At 60.6% G+C, this 20,879-nt stretch carries 16 protein-coding genes; 9 read left to right on the top strand and 7 right to left on the bottom strand.

What is annotated here, in order from left to right; translation table 11 throughout:
• The first annotated feature begins 2 nt into the window (after window positions 1-2).
• The 9 genes from murD to lpxC all read left to right on the top strand — a co-directional run bounded on the left by murD (window position 3) and on the right by lpxC (window position 10,481).
• A complete protein-coding gene (gene murD / locus CKW18_RS22460; RefSeq protein ID WP_095190811.1) occupies window positions 3-1,349 on the top strand; it encodes a UDP-N-acetylmuramoyl-L-alanine--D-glutamate ligase in 1,347 nt (448 codons plus the stop codon).
• On the top strand, window positions 1,346-2,563 hold the full coding sequence (gene ftsW, locus CKW18_RS22455) for a putative lipid II flippase FtsW (RefSeq protein WP_047303079.1): 1,218 nt from the start codon (window positions 1,346-1,348) through the stop codon (window positions 2,561-2,563). Before murD ends, ftsW begins: the two co-directional genes overlap by 4 nt.
• On the top strand, window positions 2,553-3,623 hold the full coding sequence (gene murG / locus CKW18_RS22450) for an undecaprenyldiphospho-muramoylpentapeptide beta-N-acetylglucosaminyltransferase (protein ID WP_095190810.1): 1,071 nt from the start codon (window positions 2,553-2,555) through the stop codon (window positions 3,621-3,623). Before ftsW ends, murG begins: the two co-directional genes overlap by 11 nt.
• Complete coding sequence (murC, locus tag CKW18_RS22445) at window positions 3,616-5,076, top strand: UDP-N-acetylmuramate--L-alanine ligase (protein ID WP_095190809.1); 1,461 nt, start codon at window positions 3,616-3,618, stop codon at window positions 5,074-5,076. Before murG ends, murC begins: the two co-directional genes overlap by 8 nt.
• Entirely contained in the window at window positions 5,073-6,047 is a 975-nt protein-coding gene (locus tag CKW18_RS22440; protein ID WP_095190808.1) for a D-alanine--D-alanine ligase, read from the top strand. The genes murC and CKW18_RS22440 overlap by 4 nt, the downstream gene beginning before the upstream one ends.
• A 4-nt stretch (window positions 6,048-6,051) precedes the next feature.
• Window positions 6,052-6,918: a cell division protein FtsQ/DivIB gene (locus tag CKW18_RS22435; protein WP_095190807.1), complete on the top strand. Its 867-nt coding sequence runs from the start codon at window positions 6,052-6,054 to the stop codon at window positions 6,916-6,918.
• Window positions 6,919-6,933: 15 nt separating this feature from the next.
• Complete coding sequence (ftsA, locus tag CKW18_RS22430) at window positions 6,934-8,193, top strand: cell division protein FtsA (RefSeq protein ID WP_007989901.1); 1,260 nt, start codon at window positions 6,934-6,936, stop codon at window positions 8,191-8,193.
• 67 nt (window positions 8,194-8,260) lie between these two features.
• Window positions 8,261-9,457, top strand: a complete 1,197-nt coding sequence (ftsZ, locus tag CKW18_RS22425; RefSeq protein WP_095190806.1) for a cell division protein FtsZ — start codon at window positions 8,261-8,263, stop codon at window positions 9,455-9,457.
• Window positions 9,458-9,569: 112 nt separating this feature from the next.
• Window positions 9,570-10,481: a UDP-3-O-acyl-N-acetylglucosamine deacetylase gene (gene lpxC, locus CKW18_RS22420; protein WP_007916984.1), complete on the top strand. Its 912-nt coding sequence runs from the start codon at window positions 9,570-9,572 to the stop codon at window positions 10,479-10,481.
• Between the two features lie 176 nt (window positions 10,482-10,657).
• Here lpxC and CKW18_RS22415 read toward each other — a convergent pair whose 3' ends face one another.
• The 7 genes from CKW18_RS22415 to CKW18_RS22385 all read right to left on the bottom strand — a co-directional run bounded on the left by CKW18_RS22415 (window position 10,658) and on the right by CKW18_RS22385 (window position 20,598).
• Window positions 10,658-12,166, bottom strand: coding sequence for a sensor domain-containing diguanylate cyclase (locus CKW18_RS22415; RefSeq protein WP_095190805.1), 1,509 nt, complete (start codon window positions 12,164-12,166; stop codon window positions 10,658-10,660).
• A gap of 184 nt (window positions 12,167-12,350) precedes the next feature.
• Entirely contained in the window at window positions 12,351-13,667 is a 1,317-nt protein-coding gene (locus CKW18_RS22410) for an OprD family porin (protein ID WP_095190804.1), read from the bottom strand.
• Between the two features lie 193 nt (window positions 13,668-13,860).
• The gene (locus CKW18_RS22405) at window positions 13,861-14,082 is read right to left on the bottom strand and encodes a hypothetical protein (RefSeq protein WP_095190803.1); all 222 of its coding nucleotides are present in this window, start codon (window positions 14,080-14,082) and stop codon (window positions 13,861-13,863) included.
• A 209-nt stretch (window positions 14,083-14,291) separates the two neighbouring features.
• Window positions 14,292-15,656, bottom strand: coding sequence for a heavy metal sensor histidine kinase (locus CKW18_RS22400; RefSeq protein ID WP_095190802.1), 1,365 nt, complete (start codon window positions 15,654-15,656; stop codon window positions 14,292-14,294).
• Complete coding sequence (locus tag CKW18_RS22395) at window positions 15,646-16,323, bottom strand: heavy metal response regulator transcription factor (protein WP_095190801.1); 678 nt, start codon at window positions 16,321-16,323, stop codon at window positions 15,646-15,648. Before CKW18_RS22395 ends, CKW18_RS22400 begins: the two co-directional genes overlap by 11 nt.
• A gap of 7 nt (window positions 16,324-16,330) precedes the next feature.
• Window positions 16,331-19,444 (bottom strand): multidrug efflux RND transporter permease subunit, encoded by a 3,114-nt coding sequence (locus CKW18_RS22390; RefSeq protein ID WP_095190800.1) that lies wholly within the window; start codon window positions 19,442-19,444, stop codon window positions 16,331-16,333.
• Window positions 19,441-20,598 carry an efflux RND transporter periplasmic adaptor subunit gene (locus tag CKW18_RS22385; protein WP_095190799.1) on the bottom strand — a complete coding sequence of 386 codons (1,158 nt, stop codon included), beginning with the start codon at window positions 20,596-20,598 and terminating at the stop codon, window positions 19,441-19,443. The genes CKW18_RS22390 and CKW18_RS22385 overlap by 4 nt, the downstream gene beginning before the upstream one ends.
• Between the last annotated feature and the right edge of the window lie 281 nt (window positions 20,599-20,879).

Below are 20,879 nucleotides of genomic sequence, written 5' to 3'. Positions count from 1 at the left end.
GAGTGTCTCTGATCGCTTCTGACCACTTCCGCATCGTTGTCGGCCTCGGCAAGAGCGGCATGTCCCTGGTTCGCTTCCTGGCGAACCGGGGCACGTCGTTTGCCGTGGCGGACACGCGGGAAAATCCACCGGAACTGGCCACGCTCAAGCGTGACTATCCGCACGTGGAAGTGCGTTGTGGCGAGCTGGACGTCGAATTCCTCTGCCGTGCCGACGAGCTCTACGTGAGCCCCGGCCTGGCGCTGGCGACCCCGGCCCTGCAAGCCGCTGCGGCCCGTGGCGTGAAACTGTCCGGTGACATCGAGCTGTTCGCGCGTAACGCGCAGGCGCCGATTGTGGCCATCAGTGGTTCCAACGCGAAAAGCACCGTCACCACCCTGGTCGGCGAGATGGCGGCTGCGGCCGGCAAACGTGTGGCGGTGGGCGGCAATCTCGGTACCCCGGCGCTGGATCTGCTCAGCGACGACGTCGAGTTGTACGTGATGGAGTTGTCGAGCTTTCAGCTGGAAACCACCGATCAGCTCAACGCTGAAGTGGCGACCGTGCTGAACATCAGCGAAGACCACATGGATCGCTACAGCGGTCTGCCGGCGTACCACCTGGCCAAGCACCGGATCTTCCGTGGTGCGAAGCAGTTCGTGGTCAACCGTCAGGACGCGCTGACCCGGCCGCTGATGGGCGAGGGCCAGCCGTGCTGGACCTTCGGTTTGAGCAAGCCTGATTTCAAGGCATTCGGTATCCGTGAGGAAGATGGCGAGAAGTATCTGGCCTTCGAATTCCAGAACCTGATGCCGGTACGCGAGCTGAAAATTCGTGGCGCGCACAACCAGTCCAACGCACTGGCGGCGCTGGCGCTCGGCCATGCGGTCGGCCTGCCGTTCGACGCGATGCTGGCGGCCCTGCGCACCTTCGCCGGTCTTGAACATCGCTGCCAGTGGGTGCGTGATCTGGACGGCGTTGCTTATTACAACGACTCCAAAGCCACCAACGTTGGCGCCGCACTGGCGGCCATCGAAGGCCTGGGTGCGGACATCGACGGCAAGGTCGTTCTGATCGCCGGTGGTGATGGCAAAGGTGCCGAGTTCAACGACCTGCGTGATCCGGTGGCAGCCAACTGCCGCGCCGTGATCCTGATGGGCCGCGACTCCGACAAGATCGGCGCGGCCGTAGGCGATGGCGTGCCACTGATTCGCGCAACCTCCCTGGTTGATGCTGTCGCGCAATGCCGCGCTGCCGCCCAACCGGGTGACGTGGTGCTGCTGTCGCCGGCCTGTGCCAGTTTCGACATGTTCAAGAATTACGAAGACCGTGGTCACCAGTTCGTCCGCGCCGTGGAGGAATTGGCATGAACCTGAGAAATATCATCAAGCCGTACCCGTCGCCGCTGATTACCGGACGCGGCATCGATCTCGACTTCCCGATGCTCGCCGGTTGCCTGGCGCTGCTCGGCCTGGGTCTGATCATGATCGCTTCGGCCTCCACCGAAGTGGCGGCCGCGCAGTCGGGCAGTCCGCTGTATTACATGATCCGCCACCTTATCTATGTGGTGCTGGGATTGGGCGCGTGCATCATCACCATGATGATTCCGATCGCCACCTGGCAACGTCTCGGCTGGTTGATGCTGCTCGGTGCATTCGGCCTGCTGATCATGGTGATCATCCCGGGGATCGGCCGTGAGGTTAACGGTTCGATGCGCTGGATCGGTTTCAGCTTCTTCAACGTGCAGCCATCCGAGATCGCCAAGGTGTTCGTGGTGATCTACCTCGCCGGTTACCTGGTGCGGCGCCAGAAAGAAGTGCGCGAAAGCTGGATGGGCTTCTTCAAGCCATTCATCGTGCTGCTGCCGATGGCCGGCCTGTTGCTGATGGAACCGGACTTCGGCGCCACCGTTGTAATGATGGGGGCTGCGGCGGCGATGCTGTTCCTTGGCGGGGTCGGGCTGTTCCGTTTCTCGTTGATGGTGGTGCTGGCGGTCGGGGCCGTGGTGTTGCTGATTCAGATGCAGCCGTATCGGATGGCGCGTCTGACCAACTTCGCTGACCCGTGGGCGGACCAGTTCGGTGCCGGTTACCAGTTGTCGCAAGCCTTGATCGCGTTTGGTCGCGGTGAATGGCTGGGCGTGGGCCTGGGCAACAGCGTGCAGAAGCAGTTCTACCTGCCGGAAGCGCACACCGACTTCGTGTTCTCGGTATTGGCCGAAGAGCTCGGCGCCGTGGGCTCGCTGTGCACCGTGGCGCTGTTCGTGTTCGTGTGTATCCGCGGCATGTACATCGGCTTGTGGGCCGAGAAGGCCAAACAGTTTTTTGCCGCGTATGTGGCTTACGGCCTGTCGTTCCTGTGGATTGGTCAGTTCCTGATCAACATCGGTGTGAACGTCGGCCTGCTGCCAACCAAGGGTCTGACCTTGCCGTTCCTCAGTTATGGCGGCAGTTCGTTGGTGATCTGCTGTGCCTGTCTTGGCTTGTTGCTGAGGATCGAGTGGGAGAGTCGAACCCACCTCGGCAGTGAAGAAATGGAATTCCATGAGAGCGACTTCGCTGAGGAGCCGAATCATGGACGCTAACGTATTGATCATGGCCGGCGGAACCGGCGGCCACGTATTCCCTGCACTGGCTTGTGCCCGCGAGTTTCAGGCACGCGGCTACACCGTGCACTGGCTCGGCACGCCACGCGGAATCGAAAACGAGCTGGTTCCGGCCGCCGGGCTGCAATTGCACCGAATCAACGCCACCGGCCTGCGCGGCAAGGGCAAGCTGTCGCTGCTCAAAGCGCCGTTCATGCTGCTCAAATCGGTATGGCAGGCGCGGGCGATCATTCGTCGTCTGAAACCGGTGTGCGTGGTCGGCTTCGGTGGTTATGTGACTGGGCCCGGTGGCCTCGCCGCGAAACTGGCCGGTGTGCCCGTGATCGTTCACGAGCAGAACGCTGTCGCCGGCACCGCCAATCGGTTGCTGGTGCCGTTCGCCGCCCGAGTGTGTGAAGCGTTCCCCGACACCTTTACTCTGTCGGACACCCGCCGTACCACCGGAAACCCGGTGCGCAGCGAGCTGTTCCTCGACACATTGCGACCTGCTCTGGCAGGGCGCAAAGCGCGTTTGCTGATCCTGGGCGGAAGCCTGGGCGCAGAACCGTTGAACAAATTGCTGCCTGAAGCCTTGGCCCAAGTCGCTGCCGATTTGCGTCCGGAAGTGTTTCATCAGGCCGGCAAAAACCACGATGAAGTGACTGCAGAGCGCTACCGCGCCGCCGGCGTGGAAGCGCAGGTGCAGCCATTCATCAAAGACATGGCCCAGGCCTATGGCTGGGCTGACCTGGTGGTGTGCCGTGCAGGCGCGTTGACCATCAGTGAGCTGGCTGCCGCCGGTCTGCCCTCGATGCTGGTGCCTTTGCCCCACGCGATCGACGATCACCAGACCCGCAACGCCGATTATTTGGCCCGTGAAGGCGCAGCCTTCCTGATGCCGCAAAGAACGACTGGTGCCGCGGACCTTGCCGCGCGCCTGACAGAGGTCTTGATGCAACCGCAACGACTCGAAGAAATGGCCCAAGCGGCCCGCCGTCTGGCGAAACCCGATGCCACCCGTAGCGTGGTCGATACCTGTCTGGAGGTGGTCCATGGTTGAGAATCAGAAAGCCATGCCGCAACCGGAAATGCGCCGCATCCGTCGCATCCACTTCGTCGGTATCGGCGGCGTGGGCATGTGCGGCATCGCCGAGGTGTTGTTGAACCTGGGCTATGAAGTGTCCGGTTCCGACCTGAAAGCTTCGCCGGTGACCGAGCGTCTTGAGTCGTTCGGCGCGAAAATATTTATCGGCCACCGCGCCGAAAACGCTGCTGCCGCCGATGTGCTGGTGGTGTCGAGTGCCGTCAACACCTCCAACCCGGAAGTTGCGACCGCGCTGGAACGCCGCATCCCGGTGGTGCCGCGTGCCGAAATGCTGGCTGAGCTGATGCGCTATCGCCACGGCATCGCCGTCGCCGGTACCCACGGCAAAACCACCACCACCAGCTTGATCGCTTCGGTGTTCGCCGCTGGTGGTCTCGATCCGACCTTCGTCATCGGTGGCCGCCTGAATGCCGCGGGCACCAATGCCCAGCTCGGCACCAGCCGTTACCTGATCGCCGAAGCCGACGAGAGCGACGCGAGCTTCCTGCATCTGCAACCGTTGGTGGCCGTGGTCACCAACATCGACGCCGACCACATGGCGACCTACGACGGTGACTTCAACAAACTGAAGAAAACCTTCGTCGAGTTCCTGCACAACCTGCCGTTCTACGGTTTGGCGGTGATGTGCCTGGACGATCCGGTGGTGCGCGAAATCCTGCCGCTGGTCAAACGTCCGACTGTGACCTACGGCTTCAGCGAAGACGCCGACGTGCGCGCGATCAATGTGCGTCAGCAAGGCATGCAGACGTTCTTCACGGTGCTGCGTCCTGACCGCGAGCCGCTGGAAGTCTCGGTGAACATGCCCGGCAACCACAACGTGCTCAATTCCCTGGCGACCATCTGCATCGCCACTGACGAAGGCGTCAGCGATGAAGCCATCGTTCAGGGCCTGTCGGGCTTCCAGGGTGTCGGTCGACGCTTCCAGGTCTACGGCGAACTGCCGGTGGACGGCGGCCACGTGATGTTGGTCGACGACTACGGTCATCACCCGACCGAAGTCGCCGCCGTGATCAAAGCCGTACGCGGTGGCTGGCCGGAGCGTCGTCTGGTGATGGTGTATCAGCCGCACCGTTACAGCCGCACCCGCGACCTGTACGACGACTTCGTCAATGTACTGGCCGACGCCAACGTGCTGCTGCTGATGGAAGTCTACCCGGCCGGCGAAGAGCCAATCCCGGGTGCCGACAGCCGCAAGCTGTGCAACAGCATCCGTCAGCGCGGTCAGCTCGATCCGATCTACATCGAGCGTGGCGTTGATCTGGCGCCGCTGGTCAAGCCGCTGCTGCGTGCCGGCGACATTCTGCTGTGCCAGGGCGCCGGTGATATCGGCGGTCTCGCGCCGAAGCTGTTGAAAAGTGAATTGTTCGCTGGCGCCGTGGCGGCGTCGGTCGAGGGGAAGTTGAAATGACTGCTGCCTACGCCAAGCTGTTTTCCACTATCGCGCCGAAAGACTTCGGCCGCGTCGCCGTGCTCTTTGGCGGTCTGAGTGCCGAGCGTGAGGTTTCGCTGAAATCCGGTAACGCCGTGCTCGAGGCGCTGCAAAGCGCTGGCGTGGACGCGTTCGGCATCGACGTTGGCGACGACATTCTGCAACGTCTGCTCAGCGAAAAAATCGACCGTGCCTTCATCATTCTTCACGGCCGTGGCGGTGAAGACGGCAGCATGCAGGGCCTGCTCGAAGTGGCGGGCATTCCGTACACCGGCAGCGGCATTCTCGCTTCGGCACTGGCGATGGACAAACTGCGCACCAAACAGGTCTGGCACAGCCTCGGGATTCCGACGCCGCGTCACGCCGTGTTGTGCAGCGAAGCCGATTGTATTTCGGCAGCGACGGAACTGGGCTTCCCTTTGATCGTCAAACCGGCGCATGAAGGTTCAAGTATCGGGATGGCCAAAGTGAGTTCTGCGTCCGAGTTGATCGACGCATGGAAAGCAGCCAGTACCTACGATTCGCAAGTCTTGGTTGAGCAATGGATTCAAGGTCCGGAGTTCACCATCGCCACCCTGCGTGACCAGGTGTTGCCTCCAATCGCCCTGGGTACACCGCACACGTTCTACGACTACGACGCCAAGTACATCGCCAACGATACCCAGTACCGCATTCCGTGCGGCCTGGACGCGGACAAAGAACAGGAACTCATGGATCTCACGGCCAAGGCCTGTGAGGCGCTGGGTATCGCCGGTTGGGGCAGGGCGGACGTGATGCAGGACGCCGACGGGCAGTTCTGGTTCCTGGAAGTGAACACTGCACCGGGCATGACCGATCACAGTCTGGTGCCGATGGCGGCCCGTGCGGCCGGTCTGGATTTCCAGCAACTGGTGCTGGCCATTCTGGCCGCCAGTGTTGAAGGCGCGGTAACCCAAGAGGCGCGAGGTTAAGACCATGCAAGGCGCTCAGCTCCGACATCAGCCTCCCGCACCCGGCCGCAAGCCGGTGCCGCGGGGTGCCAGCCGAATGGTGGCGAAAGAGCCGATGTCCGCGCGCCTGCCGAAAGCCAACTTCGGTTTACTGAAAAGCCTGTTCTGGCCAGTGCTGCTGGTGGTGCTCGGCTTCGGTACTTATGAAGGCGCGCAGCGTTTGCTGCCGTACGCCGACCGGCCGATCACCAAGATCGCCGTGCAGGGCGATCTGAGCTACATCAGCCAGCAAGCGGTGCAGCAGCGGATCGCCCCTTTTGTGGCGGCGAGCTTCTTCACCATCGATCTGGCAAGCATGCGCAAGGAACTTGAGCAAATGCCATGGATCGCCCACGCCGAAGTGCGTCGGGTGTGGCCGGATCAAGTGGTGATCCGCCTCGAAGAGCAACTGCCGGTGGCGCGTTGGGGCGACGAGTCGTTGCTGAACAACCAGGGCCAGGCGTTTACGCCAAGGGAGCTGGCGAACTACGAACACCTGCCACAGCTGTTCGGCCCACAACGGGCCCAGCAGCAAGTGATGCAGCAGTACCAGGTGCTGAGCCAGATGCTGCGGCCGTTGGGCTTCTCGATTGCACGCCTGGAATTGCGTGAACGCGGGAGCTGGTTCCTGACTACCGGTGCCGGCAGTTCCGGCCCCGGCATCGAGTTGCTGCTGGGACGCGGCAACCTGGTGGAAAAGATGCGCCGCTTTATCGCCATCTATGACAAGACGCTCAAAGAACAGATTACGAACATTGCGCGCATCGATCTGCGCTACGCCAACGGCCTCGCTGTTGGCTGGCGGGAACCAGTAGCGCCGACGACAGCCCAACCCGCTGTCGCAAAGAATTAAGAAGAGGCAGGACCCATGGCAAACGTGCAAAGCGGCAAAATGATCGTCGGTCTGGATATCGGCACCTCCAAGGTGGTGGCGCTGGTAGGCGAGGTCGCGGACGACGGCACGCTGGAAATCGTCGGTATCGGTACTCATCCGTCCCGCGGCCTGAAAAAAGGCGTGGTGGTGAACATCGAGTCCACCGTGCAATCGATCCAGCGCGCGATCGAAGAAGCCCAACTGATGGCGGGCTGCCGCATTCACTCGGCGTTCGTCGGCGTGGCGGGCAATCACATCCGCAGCCTGAACTCCCACGGCATCGTCGCAATCCGTGATCGCGAAGTCAGCTCGGCCGACCTTGAGCGTGTCCTCGACGCTGCCCAGGCCGTGGCGATCCCGGCTGATCAGCGCGTGCTGCACACCCTGCCGCAGGACTACGTGATCGATAACCAGGAAGGCGTTCGCGAGCCACTGGGCATGTCCGGCGTGCGTCTGGAAGCCAAGGTTCACGTGGTTACCTGCGCCGTCAACGCCGCACAGAACATTGAAAAATGCGTGCGTCGCTGCGGTCTGGAAATCGACGACATCATTCTTGAGCAACTGGCATCGGCCTACTCGGTGCTGACCGACGACGAGAAAGAACTGGGCGTGTGCCTGGTCGACATCGGCGGCGGCACCACCGACATCGCGATCTTCACCGAAGGCGCGATCCGCCACACCGCGGTGATCCCGATTGCCGGTGATCAGGTGACCAACGACATCGCCATGGCGTTGCGCACTCCGACCCAGTACGCCGAAGAAATCAAGATCCGCTACGCCTGCGCCCTGGCCAAACTGGCCGGTGCCGGCGAAACCATCAAGGTGCCAAGCGTTGGCGACCGTCCACCGCGTGAACTGTCGCGTCAGGCCCTGGCCGAAGTGGTCGAGCCGCGTTACGACGAACTGTTCACCCTGATTCAGGCCGAACTGCGTCGCAGTGGTTACGAAGACCTGATCCCGGCCGGCATCGTCCTGACCGGCGGTACGTCGAAGATGGAAGGCGCGACAGAACTCGCCGAAGAAATCTTCCACATGCCGGTACGCCTCGGTGTCCCGCATGGCGTGAAAGGTCTGGATGACGTAGTGCGCAACCCGATTTATTCCACTGGCGTGGGCTTGTTGATGTACGGCCTGCAAAAGCAGTCCGACGGGATTTCGTTCTCGGGCATCGGCAGCCGCGACAGCTACAGCAACGAAGAACCACAGGCGCCGTTGCTGGATCGATTGAAGAAGTGGGTGCAAGGCAACTTCTAAAGCTTTACCGCAACACCGCAACAAACAGCAGTAGGCGAAAAAACTAGAGAATGTAAGGAGAGGGAAAATGTTCGAACTCGTAGACAACATCCCCGCAAGCCCGGTAATCAAAGTTATCGGTGTTGGCGGTGGCGGCGGCAACGCTGTCAATCACATGGTCAAGAGCAACATCGAAGGCGTCGAGTTCATCTGCGCCAACACTGATGCTCAAGCGCTGAAAAACATCGGCGCGCGCACCATCCTGCAACTGGGCACCGGCGTGACCAAAGGTCTCGGCGCTGGCGCCAACCCTGAAGTAGGTCGTCAGGCCGCTCTCGAAGACCGTGAGCGCATTGCCGAAGTCCTGCAGGGCACCAACATGGTGTTCATCACCACTGGCATGGGCGGCGGTACCGGTACCGGTGCAGCACCGATCATCGCCGAAGTGGCCAAGGAAATGGGCATTCTGACCGTTGCGGTCGTGACTCGTCCGTTCCCGTTCGAAGGCCGCAAGCGTATGCAGATCGCCGATGAAGGCATCCGCATGCTGTCCGAAAGCGTCGACTCGTTGATCACCATTCCTAACGAGAAGCTGCTGACCATCCTCGGTAAAGACGCAAGCCTCTTGTCGGCTTTCGCCAAGGCTGACGATGTACTGGCCGGTGCCGTTCGCGGTATCTCCGACATCATCAAGCGTCCGGGCATGATCAACGTCGACTTCGCCGACGTGCGTACCGTGATGAGCGAAATGGGCATGGCAATGATGGGCACTGGCTGCGCCAGCGGTCCGAACCGTGCACGTGAAGCCACCGAAGCGGCCATTCGTAACCCGCTGCTGGAAGACGTGAACCTGCAAGGCGCACGCGGCATCCTGGTGAACATCACCGCCGGTCCTGACCTGTCTCTGGGTGAGTACTCCGACGTGGGTAGCATCATCGAAGCCTTCGCTTCCGAGCACGCCATGGTCAAGGTCGGTACCGTTATCGATCCGGACATGCGCGACGAACTGCACGTGACTGTGGTTGCCACCGGTCTGGGCGCGAAAATCGAGAAGCCTGTGAAGGTCATCGACAACACCGTTCACACCTCGATGGCTGCCTCTCAGGTGCAACAGCCGGCTGCGGCCCGTCAGGAAGCGCCAGCGGTGAACTACCGTGATCTGGACCGTCCGACCGTCATGCGCAACCAGGCTCAGGCCGGTGCTGCGGCTGCCGCGAAGATGAATCCGCAAGATGACCTGGACTACCTGGACATCCCGGCATTCCTGCGTCGTCAGGCCGATTGATGGAATGTATCAGGGCTATGAAGGTGATTGGTGTTCAGCAAAGGCTCGGTCTGCTATTATCGCCAGCCTTTGTTGATACCAGTTCGCAATTTGCGCTGAAGCGGCCCAAGCCATGATTAAACAACGCACACTGAAAAATATTATCCGTGCCACAGGTGTAGGCCTGCACTCCGGTGAGAAGGTCTATCTGACCCTCAAGCCTGCGCCTGTCGACACTGGCATTGTGTTTTGTCGCGCTGACCTCGACCCTGTGGTGCAGATTCCTGCCCGCGCGGAAAACGTCGGTGAAACCACTATGTCGACGACGCTGATCAACGGCGACGTCAAAGTGGACACGGTAGAGCACTTGCTCTCGGCCATGGCTGGCCTGGGCATCGATAACGCCTACGTCGAGCTCTCCGCGTCCGAAGTCCCGATCATGGATGGCAGCGCTGGACCCTTCGTATTCCTGATTCAATCGGCTGGCCTGGAAGAACAGGACGCCGCCAAGAAATTCATCCGCATCCTGCGTGAAGTGACAGTGGAAGACGGCGACAAGCGCGCCACTTTCGTCCCTTTCGAAGGGTTCAAGGTGAGCTTCGAGATCGATTTCGATCACCCGGTATTCCGGGACCGCACCCAAAGTGCAAGCGTGGATTTTTCCAGCACTTCGTTCGTAAAAGAAGTCAGCCGCGCGCGTACTTTTGGTTTCATGAGTGACATCGAGTACCTGCGCAAGCACAACCTCGCACTCGGCGGCAGCGTTGAAAACGCAATCGTGGTCGATGCCGATGGCGTACTGAACGAAGACGGCCTTCGCTATGAAGACGAATTCGTTAAGCACAAGATCCTCGATGCCATTGGCGATCTGTACCTGCTGGGCAATAGCCTGATTGGTGAGTTCAAAGGCTTCAAGTCCGGTCATGCACTGAACAACCAGCTGCTGCGCAAGTTGATTGAGCAGACAGATGCTTGGGAAGTGGTGACGTTCGAAGACGCCAGCACCGCACCAATCTCTTACATGCGCCCTGTTGCGGCCGTGTAAGTAAAAAACCTCTCTAGTTTTTTGAAGGCCATCCTTGGATGGCCTTTTTTTATGCCCGCAGTTTTTGTGTTGCCGGGGCGCCTATTCGCGAGCAGGCTCGCTCCCACATTTGAAGTGCATTCCCCCGTGGGAGCGAGCCTGCTCGCGAAGGCGCCGGTGCAATCGCCACAGAACGCTCAGGCTGCCACCACCACCCGGTTTCTCCCACCTTCCTTGGCCTGATACAACGCCTTGTCCGCCGCAAACAGCAGTTGCTCCAGGGTCATCTCACTGGCCGCTGTCCAGCTACTGATACCGATACTCACGGTCATCGGCATCTGTGCTCCGTCGCGCAACGGCAGTCGCTCCACTGCCTGACGGATATGCTCGGCAATCTGTTGCGCACCCGCACTGTCGGTCTCGGCCAGAATCACTGAAAACTCCTCACCGCCGTACCGCGCTACCAGATCCGCCGGCCGGCGTACGTTCGCCGTGATGACCTTGGCCAACTCGCGCAACGCCTGATCCCCGGCCTGATGCCCATGCCGGTCGTTGAACGCCTTGAAGTGATCGGCATCGATCATCATCACCGACAGCGGCTGGCCCGAGCGCTGGGCGCGGAACCACTCGTGGCGCAGCGCCTGATCGAGCATTCGGCGGTTGGCCAAGCCGGTCAGTGGGTCGGTGGCCGCCAGTTGCGCCAGTTCGTGCTCGGCGCGTTGGCGCAAGCGCAGTTCGCGGGCAAGCAGCCAGGTCAGCCACAACAACCCCATACACAACACGCCAGTTGCGCCGCTGATCAGCATCGCCGTCCGTCGCCAGGTGCCAAACACCTCATCACTGGACAACGCGACCATCACGATCAGTGGCAAGTTACCGACCCGCGAATAGGTATAGAGACGCTGTTGGTGGTCCATGCTGGAAATGCTGCTGAAACTGCCATTGCCACTACGGTCGCGCAGAATCCGTATCACATTGGGCCGGTTACCGAAGCTTTTGCCGATCGAGTCGCTTTGCAGGTACGGCTTCTGCGCCAGCAACACGCCGTCGTTGTCGATGATGTTCAGGGTACTGTCGTTGCCGATGTCGAGACTGTTGAATAGCTGGTCGAAGTAATCCAGTTTCAACGAGGCCACGGCCACCCCGGCGAACTCGCCGTTTTCCGAGGAAATGCGTCGGCTGAAACTGATACGCCATTGGTTCGCTTCATCGCAATCGCAACGGGTCTTGAATGGACGGCTGATGAACATGCCGGTGTCGCGCTTGAACCCATGGGCAAGGAAGTAATCGCGGTCGGCGAAATTGCCCGGTTTTGCTTCGATCCGCGAGGAGTCAGCGACCACATCGCCGTGTTTGTCGAGCAGCAGTATGTCGCCCTTGAAACGGGCAGCGGTCGAACGGTCGAATAACGCCAGATGACGGATCTGCGGGCTCACGTCGCGTAAGTCATCGCGCTGCGAGGCGGCGATCAGGCCTTGCAGCGTCAGGTCGTACAACTCGACGGTGCGTAGCACGTCGGCGTCGATCAACTGAGCGATGGTGGTGGCGCTGCGGGTAGCCGATTCCTGAGCATTGGCGTGCTCACGAATCAGTAAAAAGGTGACGATGCAGATAATCGCGATCACGGTCAGCAAACTGCCGCAAATCAGCAGCAGTTCGGGGCGTCCGGTCTTGCCCGAAGCGGGTGGGGTTCGACTCGCGATCATGATGGGGTTATCGGTTGGGGGATCTTATGAGAGTAGTTGCACAAACAAAGGATTATCGGTGGAGAGCTTGCTGTTTCACCACTGTAGGAGCTGCCGAAGGCGGCGATCTTTTGATTTTCAAGAGAAAGATCAACAGATCGCCGCCTTCGGCAGTTCCTACATGTCCAGTGTTGGCTGGCTGATCTTAGAAGACGTTGATCGGGTAGTCGATGATTACCCGGTATTCATCTGTGTCTGTATCAATTACGCCATAACCGTTGCCGCCGCGATTGGTCGCCCATTGCAGGCGTACCGCCAGGTCTTTGGCCTGACCGCTTTGCACAACGTATTTGAGGTCGAGGTCGCGTTCCCAGTGCTTGGCGTTGCGCCCTTCGGCGCTGTACCAGTTGGAGTAGCCCTGGCTGTTCGGATCGGCCTTGGTCAGGTCAACCGTACCGCGCGAGTAGGACACCGCTGACGTCAGGCCTGGCACGCCGACACCGGCAAAGTCGTAGGCGTACTTGAGTTTCCACGAACGTTCGTTGGGGCCGTTGAAGTCCGAGTATTGCTGGGAGTTGTCGAGGTAAACGCTGTCGCCCTGGCTGATGTAGTCGAACGGCGTATTGCCGTTGACCCGCTGATACGCGGCCGTGACGCTGTGGCTGCCGATGCCGACGGTGAAATGCAGGCTGTAGGTGTTGTTGTCGATGTCGCCGAGCAGCGCATCGCCGGTGTCCTGGGTGTGATAGAAGTGCAGGCCCGGGTTGAGGCTGACCAGATCGTTCAACTGCCAGGTGTAATCCAGGTCGTAGTAGTACTGGTTCCAGATGTCCTTCAGTTCCGAGGCATACAGACTGCTGGTCAGGCCTTCGACACCGCTCCAGGCCACGCCGGCCCAGTTCAGGTGGCGGCTGTCATCGCCATCGGCCAGGGTGCCGTAGGAGGTGCCGATGCGCGTGTGGCCACTCTGGTTGTAAGGCTTGGTGAAACTGGCCTGGCCACCTTCGATCAACCAGCCATCGAAGCTGTGATTGGTCAGGCTGACGCCACGGAACGTCTGCGGCAGCATGCGGCTCTCACCGCCGGCAATCACCGGGTTGGTGAGGAACAGATCACCGGCCTTCAGCTCGGTATCGAACGCACGCATTTTCAAGGTGCCGCCCGCCGTCGAAAACGACCCCGGCGCTTTGCCGTTGTTATCTCTGATCGGCAGGATGCTGGAGCCGTCAGTACCGCCACCGCCGTCGAGTTTCAGCCCGAGCATGGCGTGGGCATCAATGCCAAACCCGACCGTGCCTTCGGTGTAACCCGACTGGAAGATCCCTAGAAAGCCTTGGCCCCACTCGATGTTGTCGTCCGTCTGCTGCAGGCGGTTGCGATTCATGTAGTAGTTGCGGGCGTTGAGGTTGAGGCTCGAGCCTTCGACAAAGCCTTCTTTTTTAGGCTCGTCGGCGTGAGCGGCGGGGGCAATCGTTGCGGCAATTGCAATGAACAATGGAGTGAAGCGGACTGGGTAACGCACGTGCAGTAGAGCTCCTTGGGTCAGCGGCACCTCAATGTCTTGAGGCGCGAGATGTTTCTTATTGTAAAAGACGCACCAGACAGCGTTCAGACCACAACGAAAAAAGGCCGCTCAAAGGCAGCGGCCTGGAATGACGACGGTTGAACGGGAAGAGCCAAACAACCGCGTCGAGGGAAACGGTGCGGTGCGCGACTCAGCTGTCTTTCTCGGACGCTTGAGCCTGGGCTGCTGCAGCTTGAGGTGCCTGCGTCGCGTCTTTGGCCTTGGCCATCATTTCTGCCTGATGCTGATCGTACGCCTGCGCCCGAGCGCTGTTTTGCGCAACGAAGGCCTGGGACTCTTCAGCCATCGCCATGGGCGACAGGAACAATGAGGACAAAACGAAAGCGCTGGCAATACCCATACTGTTGGACATTCTGAAAACCTTCTTGCTTGGCAAGTGCTGTTTGGTGCGGGCAAAGATAAGGTTGCCGGGGGTTGGGAAACAGCGTGATTTTCATAAATGACTGTTACAGCACAAGCAAAGATCGCAGCCTTCGGCAGCTCCTGCAGGGGAAAGGTGAACACCTGTGTTGATCGTTCCCACGCGGAGCGTGGGAACGATCTTGCGAACGTGGAGGGCTGTCAGACAGGGAGGTGGATGCCGAACGTATTCATCCCCCGATCACTCCTCACAAACACATCCCCGCCATGCATCAGCGCAATCGCTTTGACGATCGCCAATCCCAACCCATGGTTACTGCCACTGTTACTGCGCGACGCATCGACCCGATAGAACCGCTCGAACAAACGTGGCAAATGCTCGCTGGCAATCGGCGACCCCGGGTTGGCGACGCCAATGCTGACCTGATGCTCCGCAACCTCGATGCGCACTTCAATCACCTGACCCGGTGCTGTGTGCTGCACCGCGTTGCTCAGCAGATTGATCAACGCCCGGCGCAAATGCGCGACCTCGATCTGCACTTGCGCATCGCCGCTGACGTGGACCTGAACCTGCGCGTCTTCGAGGATGAAATCCAGATACTCCAGTGTGGTCGCCACCTCATCGGCCATTGAAGTCGACGTCAGTTTGGTCGCCTTGTTGCCCTGATCGGCACTGGCCAGAAACAGCATGTCGTTGATGATCGAGCGCAGCCGCTCCAGCTCTTCGAGATTCGATTGCAGCACTTCGAAGTAATGCTCGGCCGAACGTCCGCGCGTCAACGCGACTTGGGTCTGACCGATCAGATTGGTCAGCGGCGAACGCAGTTCATGGGCTACGTCGGCGTTGAATGATTCCAGCCGCGAGTAAGCCTGCTCAACCCGCTCCAGCGTCGAATTGAACGAGTCGACAAACTGCTCAAGTTCCGGCGGCAACGGCGACAGCCGCAAGCGTCCGGCCCGCAGCGGAGGCGCCAGGCGCTGGGCTTCGTGGGACAATTTGATCAGCGGCTTGAGGCCGATCCGCGCCACCCAATAGCCCAGCGCCGAAGCCATCAACACACCGACAATCGCCAGGCTGATCAGGGCGATCAGCAGGTTGTGCTGGGTCTCATGGAAGGTCTCGGTGTCGATGCCGATCATAAAGCGCAGGGGCGGGCGCTGATCCTTGGCCGGCAACTCGGTCAGCAGCACTTTCAGCGGGTAAGGCTGGCCGGGCAACTGCAAGTCATGCATGCCCACCGGCCCTTGGGCGAAGGCGCGGATTGCGGCATCCGGCTGGCCGAATTCATAACCCGGATTGCCGCTCACCACCCAGAAACGAATGCGTTTGTCTTCTTCACCGAGCAGCTTGAGTTTGGCGTTGATCTTCACCCAATGCTCGGGCGTGCCGAAGCGATTGAGCGCCGATTCCAGCACGCTGTAACGCGCGTCCAGCTCGGCTTCCGGCAACAGGCCCAAGCCCTTGTCGACCTGCTGATACAGCGCGCCGCCGATCAGCAGAAACACCAGCAGCGCCACCAGTGTGAACATGCCGCTCAGGCGCAGGGCGATTGAGTTACTGGACATCACGGCTCTCCAGCACATAACCCATGCCCCGGATGGTGTGCAGCAGCTTCTCGTCGAATGGCCCGTCGAGCTTGGCGCGCAGGCGTTTGATCGCTACTTCGACGACGTTGGCGTCGCTGTCGAAATTGATGTCCCAGACCATTTCGGCGATGGCGGTTTTCGAGAGGATTTCACCCTGACGCCGAGCCAGAACGCTGAGCAGGGAAAACTCTTTCGCCGTCAGATCCAGTCGGGTGCCAGCGCGGGTGGCCTTGCGGCTGATCAAATCTATCCACAGGTCAGCGATGCTCACCTGCACCGGTTCATGGCCGCCACTGCGCCGGGTCAGCGCTTGCAGACGCGCCACCAGTTCAAGGAAGGAAAACGGTTTGCCGAGGTAATCATCGGCACCGTCGCGCAGGCCCTTGATGCGGTCTTCGACGCGCTCGCGGGCGGTGAGCATGATCACCGGAGTTTGCTTGCGCGCACGCAATGCGCGCAGCACGCCGAAGCCGTCGAGGCCCGGCAGCATGATGTCGAGGACGATCACCGCGTAGTCGCTTTCCAGTGCCAGGTGCAGGCCCTCGACGCCGTCGCGGGCCAGGTCAACGGTGTAACCCTGTTCCGTCAGACCGCGGTGTAGATAGTCCGCGGTTTTTTCCTCGTCTTCGATAATCAGAACGCGCATGACCGCCTCAGTCTGTAGTCGCCAGTGCCGGTGCGGGCGATGGGGCTGGTGGGTGTGAGTGCCGGTGAAACAGCCGCTCAAGCCACAAGTATATGACCGGCGTGGTAAACAGCGTCAGCATCTGGCTGACCAGCAAGCCGCCCACTACGGCGATCCCCAGCGGCTGGCGCAATTCGGCGCCGGTGCCGTAGCCGAGCATCAGCGGCAGCGCGCCGAGCAGGGCGGCGAGGGTGGTCATGATGATCGGCCGGAAGCGCGTGATGCACGCTTCGAAAATCGCATCCTGCGGCGACAAGCCTCGTTGGCGCTGAGCGTCGAGCGCAAAGTCGATCATCAGGATGCCGTTCTTCTTGACGATACCGATCAGCAGCACCAGGCCGATCAGCGCCATGATCGAAAAGTCCTGGCCGCAGATCCACAGCATGATCACCGCACCCAGGCCTGCCGCCGGCAGCGTCGAAATGATCGTCAACGGATGCACGAAGCTCTCATAAAGCACACCCAGAATGATGTACACCGCCACCAGCGCCGCGAGAATCAGCCACGGTTGACTGGCCAGTGAACTCTGGAACGCCTGCGCCGCGCCCTGGAAATTGCCGCTGATCGCGGTCGGCATACCGATCTCGGCCTTGGCCTGATTGAGCAGAATCACCGCATCGCCCAACGCCACGCCGGGGGCGAGGTTGAACGACAGGTTGGCGGCCGGGAACATGCCGTCGTGGGCAATCGACAACGGGCCGATGGTCGGTGCATCGAATCTGGCCAGCGCCGACAGCGGCACCATCTCGCCACTCAGCGGCGAACGCAGGTAGAAATAGTTGAGGCTTTCGGCTTTGCCGCGTTGCTTGGTGTCGAGCTCCAGAATCACGTTGTACTGGTTGACCTGCGTCTGGAATTCATTGATCTGCCGCTGGCCAAACGCGTCGTACAGCGCCTCATCGACATCGCTCGCCGTCAGGCCGAAACGCGCAGCGGCGCTGCGGTCGATGCTGATGTGGGTGATGCTGCCGCCCAGTTGCAAGTCGTTGGAAATGTCGCGAAACGCCGGGTTGCTGCGCAGTTTTTCCGTCAGGCGCTGGGTCCAGGTGGCGAGGGTCGCGCCGTCGTTGCTCTTGAGCACGTATTGGTATTGCGCACGGCTCGGGCCGGAGCTGAGGTTGATGTCCTGGCCGGCGCGCAGATAGAGGACGATGCCGGGGACTTTCATCAGTTGCGGGCGAATGCGGTCGATGAACTGGCTCGCCGACACATCGCGGTCGCCGCGTTTTTTCAGGGCAATCCAGAAGCGGCCGTTGGCGATGGTCTGGTTGCTGCCCGAGACACCCACCGAGTGGGAAAACGCCTGCACGGCCGGGTCGGCAGCGACGATTTCGGCCATGGCCAAATGTTTTTTCACCATATCGCCGTAGGAGATATCCGCAGCCGCCTCGGTGGTGCCGAGAACGAAACCGGTGTCCTGCACCGGAAAGAAACCCTTGGGGATAAAGATGTAACCGGCGACGGCCAACGCGAGGGACAAGCCGAACACCCCGATCATCAGCTTCTGATGGGCGAGGGCGCGGCGCAGGCCTTTTTCGTACCCGCCGAGCAGGCGTTCGCTGAAGCCCGGTTTATCGCTGGCGTGATGCACCGGTTTGCGCATGAACAACGCCGCCAATGTTGGCGCCAGTGTCAGCGACACCACCACGGAAATCATGATGGTCGAGGTCGCCGTCAGGGCGAATTCCTTGAACAAACGCCCGACCACGCCACCCATGAACAGCAACGGAATAAACGCCGCCACCAGCGAAAAACTGATCGAGACCACGGTGAAGCCGATCTCGCCGGCACCTTTGATCGCGGCCTCGCGCATGTCGTCGCCGGCCTCCAGATGCCGGTGAATGTTCTCCACCACCACAATCGCATCGTCGACCACAAACCCCACGGCCACCACGATGGCTACCAGCGTCAGGTTATTCAGGCTGAAGCCGAGGAGGTACATCAGGGCAAAACTGGCGACCAGCGACACGCCGAGCACTGCCGAAACAATCAGCGTCGCCGACAACTGCCGCAGGAACAGCGCCATCACCGCCACCACCAACAGGATCGCGATCAACAGCGTGATCTCGACTTCATGCAGCGAGGCGCGGATGGTCTGGGTGCGGTCAATCAGGGTTTTCACCTCCACCGACGCCGGCAGCATGGCTTCGAGGCCGGGCAGGGCGGCTTGAATGCGGTCAACGGTCTCGACGATGTTGGCGCCCGGTTGGCGGGAAATCACCAGGTTGACCCCCGGTCGATCACCCGCCCACGCTTGCACATAATCATCTTCCGAACCGTTGATGACGTTGGCGACATCTCTTAGGTGAACTGGGGCGCCATCCTTGTAGGAAACGATGAGCTGGCGGTACTCCTCAGGCTGGAACAACTGGTCGTTGGTCGACAGCGTGGAAATACTCGACTCGCCGTAAAGCGCGCCTTTTGCCAGATTGAGGCTGGTCTGTTGGATCGCCAGACGGATGTCGGCGAGGGTCAGGCCAATGGCCGCGAGTTTGTCGGCTGAGGCCTGCACACGGATCGCCGGACGTTGCTGACCGGTGATGTTGATTTGGCCTACGCCGTCGATTTGACTGATCTGACGGGCCAGCAGGGTTTCCACCAGGTCACTGAGTTCGGTGCCGGGCATCTGTGTCGAGCTGACACTGAGGATCAGCACCGGGCTGTCGGCCGGGTTGACCTTCCTCCAGGTCGGCAGCGTCGGCATGTCCTTGGGCAGCTTGCCGGCGGCGGTGTTGATCGCCGCCTGGACTTCCTGGGCGGCGGTATCGATGCTTTTGTCGAGGCTGAATTGCAGGGTCAGCAGGGTTGAGCCCAAGGCACTGCTGGAGGTCATCTGGGTCATGCCGGGGATGGCGCTGAATTGCACCTCCAGTGGCGTGGCCACGGACGAGGCCATGGTGTCGGGGCTGGCGCCGGGCAGTTTCGCGGACACCTGAATCGTAGGAAATTCCGCTTCCGGCAGTGGGGCAATCGGCAAGCGCGGGAAGGCAATCACGCCGATCAGTACCAAAGCGAGGGTCAGCAGAATCGTCGCCACCGGGTGATCAATGCACCACGTCGAAACCCCTTTGTGTTCTTTCATGGTTGCGGCTCCGCTTGCACTACTTGCGCAGGCTCGCTCATGACTTGCACGGTGGAACCGGGTTTGAGCCGTGACTGGCCATCGGTGACCAGCACGTCACCGGCCTTCACGCCTTTGATGATGTCCTGGCCGCTGCCCTGATAAACCATCTGCACTTGCACCGCTTCGACCTTATCGCCGTTGACCCGATAGACGAAGTGTTGGTCGAGACCGCGTTGTACGACGGTGGGCGGAACCACCAGCGCATCTTTGTCCAAAGCCGTCTGAATTTTTACCGTGACCAGCAGGCCCGGCCAGAGCTTCTGGCTGGCGTTGTCGAATTCGGCTTTGGCGCGAATGGTGCCGGTGTTGGCGTTGATCTGGTTGTCGATCAGGGTCAGGCGACCTTCGCCGAGCAGGTTGCCGGTTTCGCCGTCGGTGTCGGCGCCGATGTAGGCCTTGACCTGCGCGTGCTGTGGATCGTTGATCAGGCCTTGCAGGGTCGGCAGCATTTGCTGGGGCAAAGAGAATTCCACGGCGATCGGGTCGATCTGGGTCACGGTGAACAGGCCCTGGGCGTCGGTCATGCGCAGGAAGTTGCCTTCGTCGACTGTACGAATACCGACGCGGCCGGTGACCGGCGAGCGAATCTGCGTGTAGGAAAGTTGTACCTGCGCGGCGTCAATCGAGGCCTGGTTACCTTGGGCGGTGGCTTTGAGTTGGTTGACCAAGGCTTGTTGCTGATCGTAGGTCTGTTTGGAGACGCCGTCGTCGACGCTGAGCAGTTTGTAGCGTTTGAGGTTGAGCAGGGCGACTTGCAGTTGGGCCTGGCTTTCGCCCAGTTGCGCGCGTGTCTGGTCGAGGCTGGCGCGGATCGAACGGTCGTCGATGGTGGCCAGCAGGTCGCCGGTTTTGACCAGTTGGCCTTCTTTGACGAGGATTTTGGTGAGGATGCCGTCGACTTGTGGGCGCACGACCACGCTGTGTAGTGAGAGGACGGAGCCGATGCCGCTGGTGTAGCGGGGGACGTCTTTTTCGCTGACGGTGATGACTCGCACCGGGATGGCGGTTGGGGTGGCGAGTTTGGTCGGGGCCGGTTTCATTGCCCACCATGTGCCGGTGGCGGCCAGGACGATCACTAGGGCTAGCAGGGCTTTGTTCTTTTGGATTTGCATGCGAAGTCGGCGCCGGACGGAATTTGGGCAGGGTTAGGGTCTTTATAAACTTGTTTGGGGGTCAGGAGGGTGACGGCTGGCTGTCAGCGCTGTCAGTTTTCTCTGTGTGTATATCCGTTTTTGCGGGTGTGGCTGATTACGGTTCCGCCCTTACGGCCATCCCTTTCAAGGTCTTAGGTAAAATCCCCTGATACTTCAGCCAGGAGGACCCGAACGATGTGGGCCGATGTTCTAGCGCGTTTCGAGAAAAAAGCACCTGCCAGTGTCATGGCCAAATTGGC

Source organism: Pseudomonas sp. Irchel 3E19, from assembly GCF_900187585.1.
Classification (GTDB): domain Bacteria; phylum Pseudomonadota; class Gammaproteobacteria; order Pseudomonadales; family Pseudomonadaceae; genus Aquipseudomonas; species Aquipseudomonas baetica.
This window is presented reverse-complemented; position numbering and strand designations above follow the sequence as displayed.

Bases quoted from the DNA above. Each gene is read 5' to 3' on its own strand.
- CKW18_RS22390 (WP_095190800.1), bottom strand. From the start codon at position 19,444: ATGAAAGAACACAAAGGGGTTTCGACGTGGTGCATTGATCACCCGGTG.
- murC (WP_095190809.1), top strand. From the start codon at position 3,616: ATGGTTGAGAATCAGAAAGCCATGCCGCAACCGGAAATGCGCCGCATC.
- murG (WP_095190810.1), top strand. From the start codon at position 2,553: ATGGACGCTAACGTATTGATCATGGCCGGCGGAACCGGCGGCCACGTA.
- CKW18_RS22415 (WP_095190805.1), bottom strand. From the start codon at position 12,166: ATGATCGCGAGTCGAACCCCACCCGCTTCGGGCAAGACCGGACGCCCC.
- CKW18_RS22395 (WP_095190801.1), bottom strand. From the start codon at position 16,323: ATGCGCGTTCTGATTATCGAAGACGAGGAAAAAACCGCGGACTATCTA.
- ftsA (WP_007989901.1), top strand. From the start codon at position 6,934: ATGGCAAACGTGCAAAGCGGCAAAATGATCGTCGGTCTGGATATCGGC.
- ftsW (WP_047303079.1), top strand. From the start codon at position 1,346: ATGAACCTGAGAAATATCATCAAGCCGTACCCGTCGCCGCTGATTACC.
- lpxC (WP_007916984.1), top strand. From the start codon at position 9,570: ATGATTAAACAACGCACACTGAAAAATATTATCCGTGCCACAGGTGTA.
- ftsZ (WP_095190806.1), top strand. From the start codon at position 8,261: ATGTTCGAACTCGTAGACAACATCCCCGCAAGCCCGGTAATCAAAGTT.
- CKW18_RS22440 (WP_095190808.1), top strand. From the start codon at position 5,073: ATGACTGCTGCCTACGCCAAGCTGTTTTCCACTATCGCGCCGAAAGAC.
- CKW18_RS22385 (WP_095190799.1), bottom strand. From the start codon at position 20,598: ATGCAAATCCAAAAGAACAAAGCCCTGCTAGCCCTAGTGATCGTCCTG.
- CKW18_RS22435 (WP_095190807.1), top strand. From the start codon at position 6,052: ATGCAAGGCGCTCAGCTCCGACATCAGCCTCCCGCACCCGGCCGCAAG.
- CKW18_RS22405 (WP_095190803.1), bottom strand. From the start codon at position 14,082: ATGTCCAACAGTATGGGTATTGCCAGCGCTTTCGTTTTGTCCTCATTG.
- CKW18_RS22400 (WP_095190802.1), bottom strand. From the start codon at position 15,656: ATGTCCAGTAACTCAATCGCCCTGCGCCTGAGCGGCATGTTCACACTG.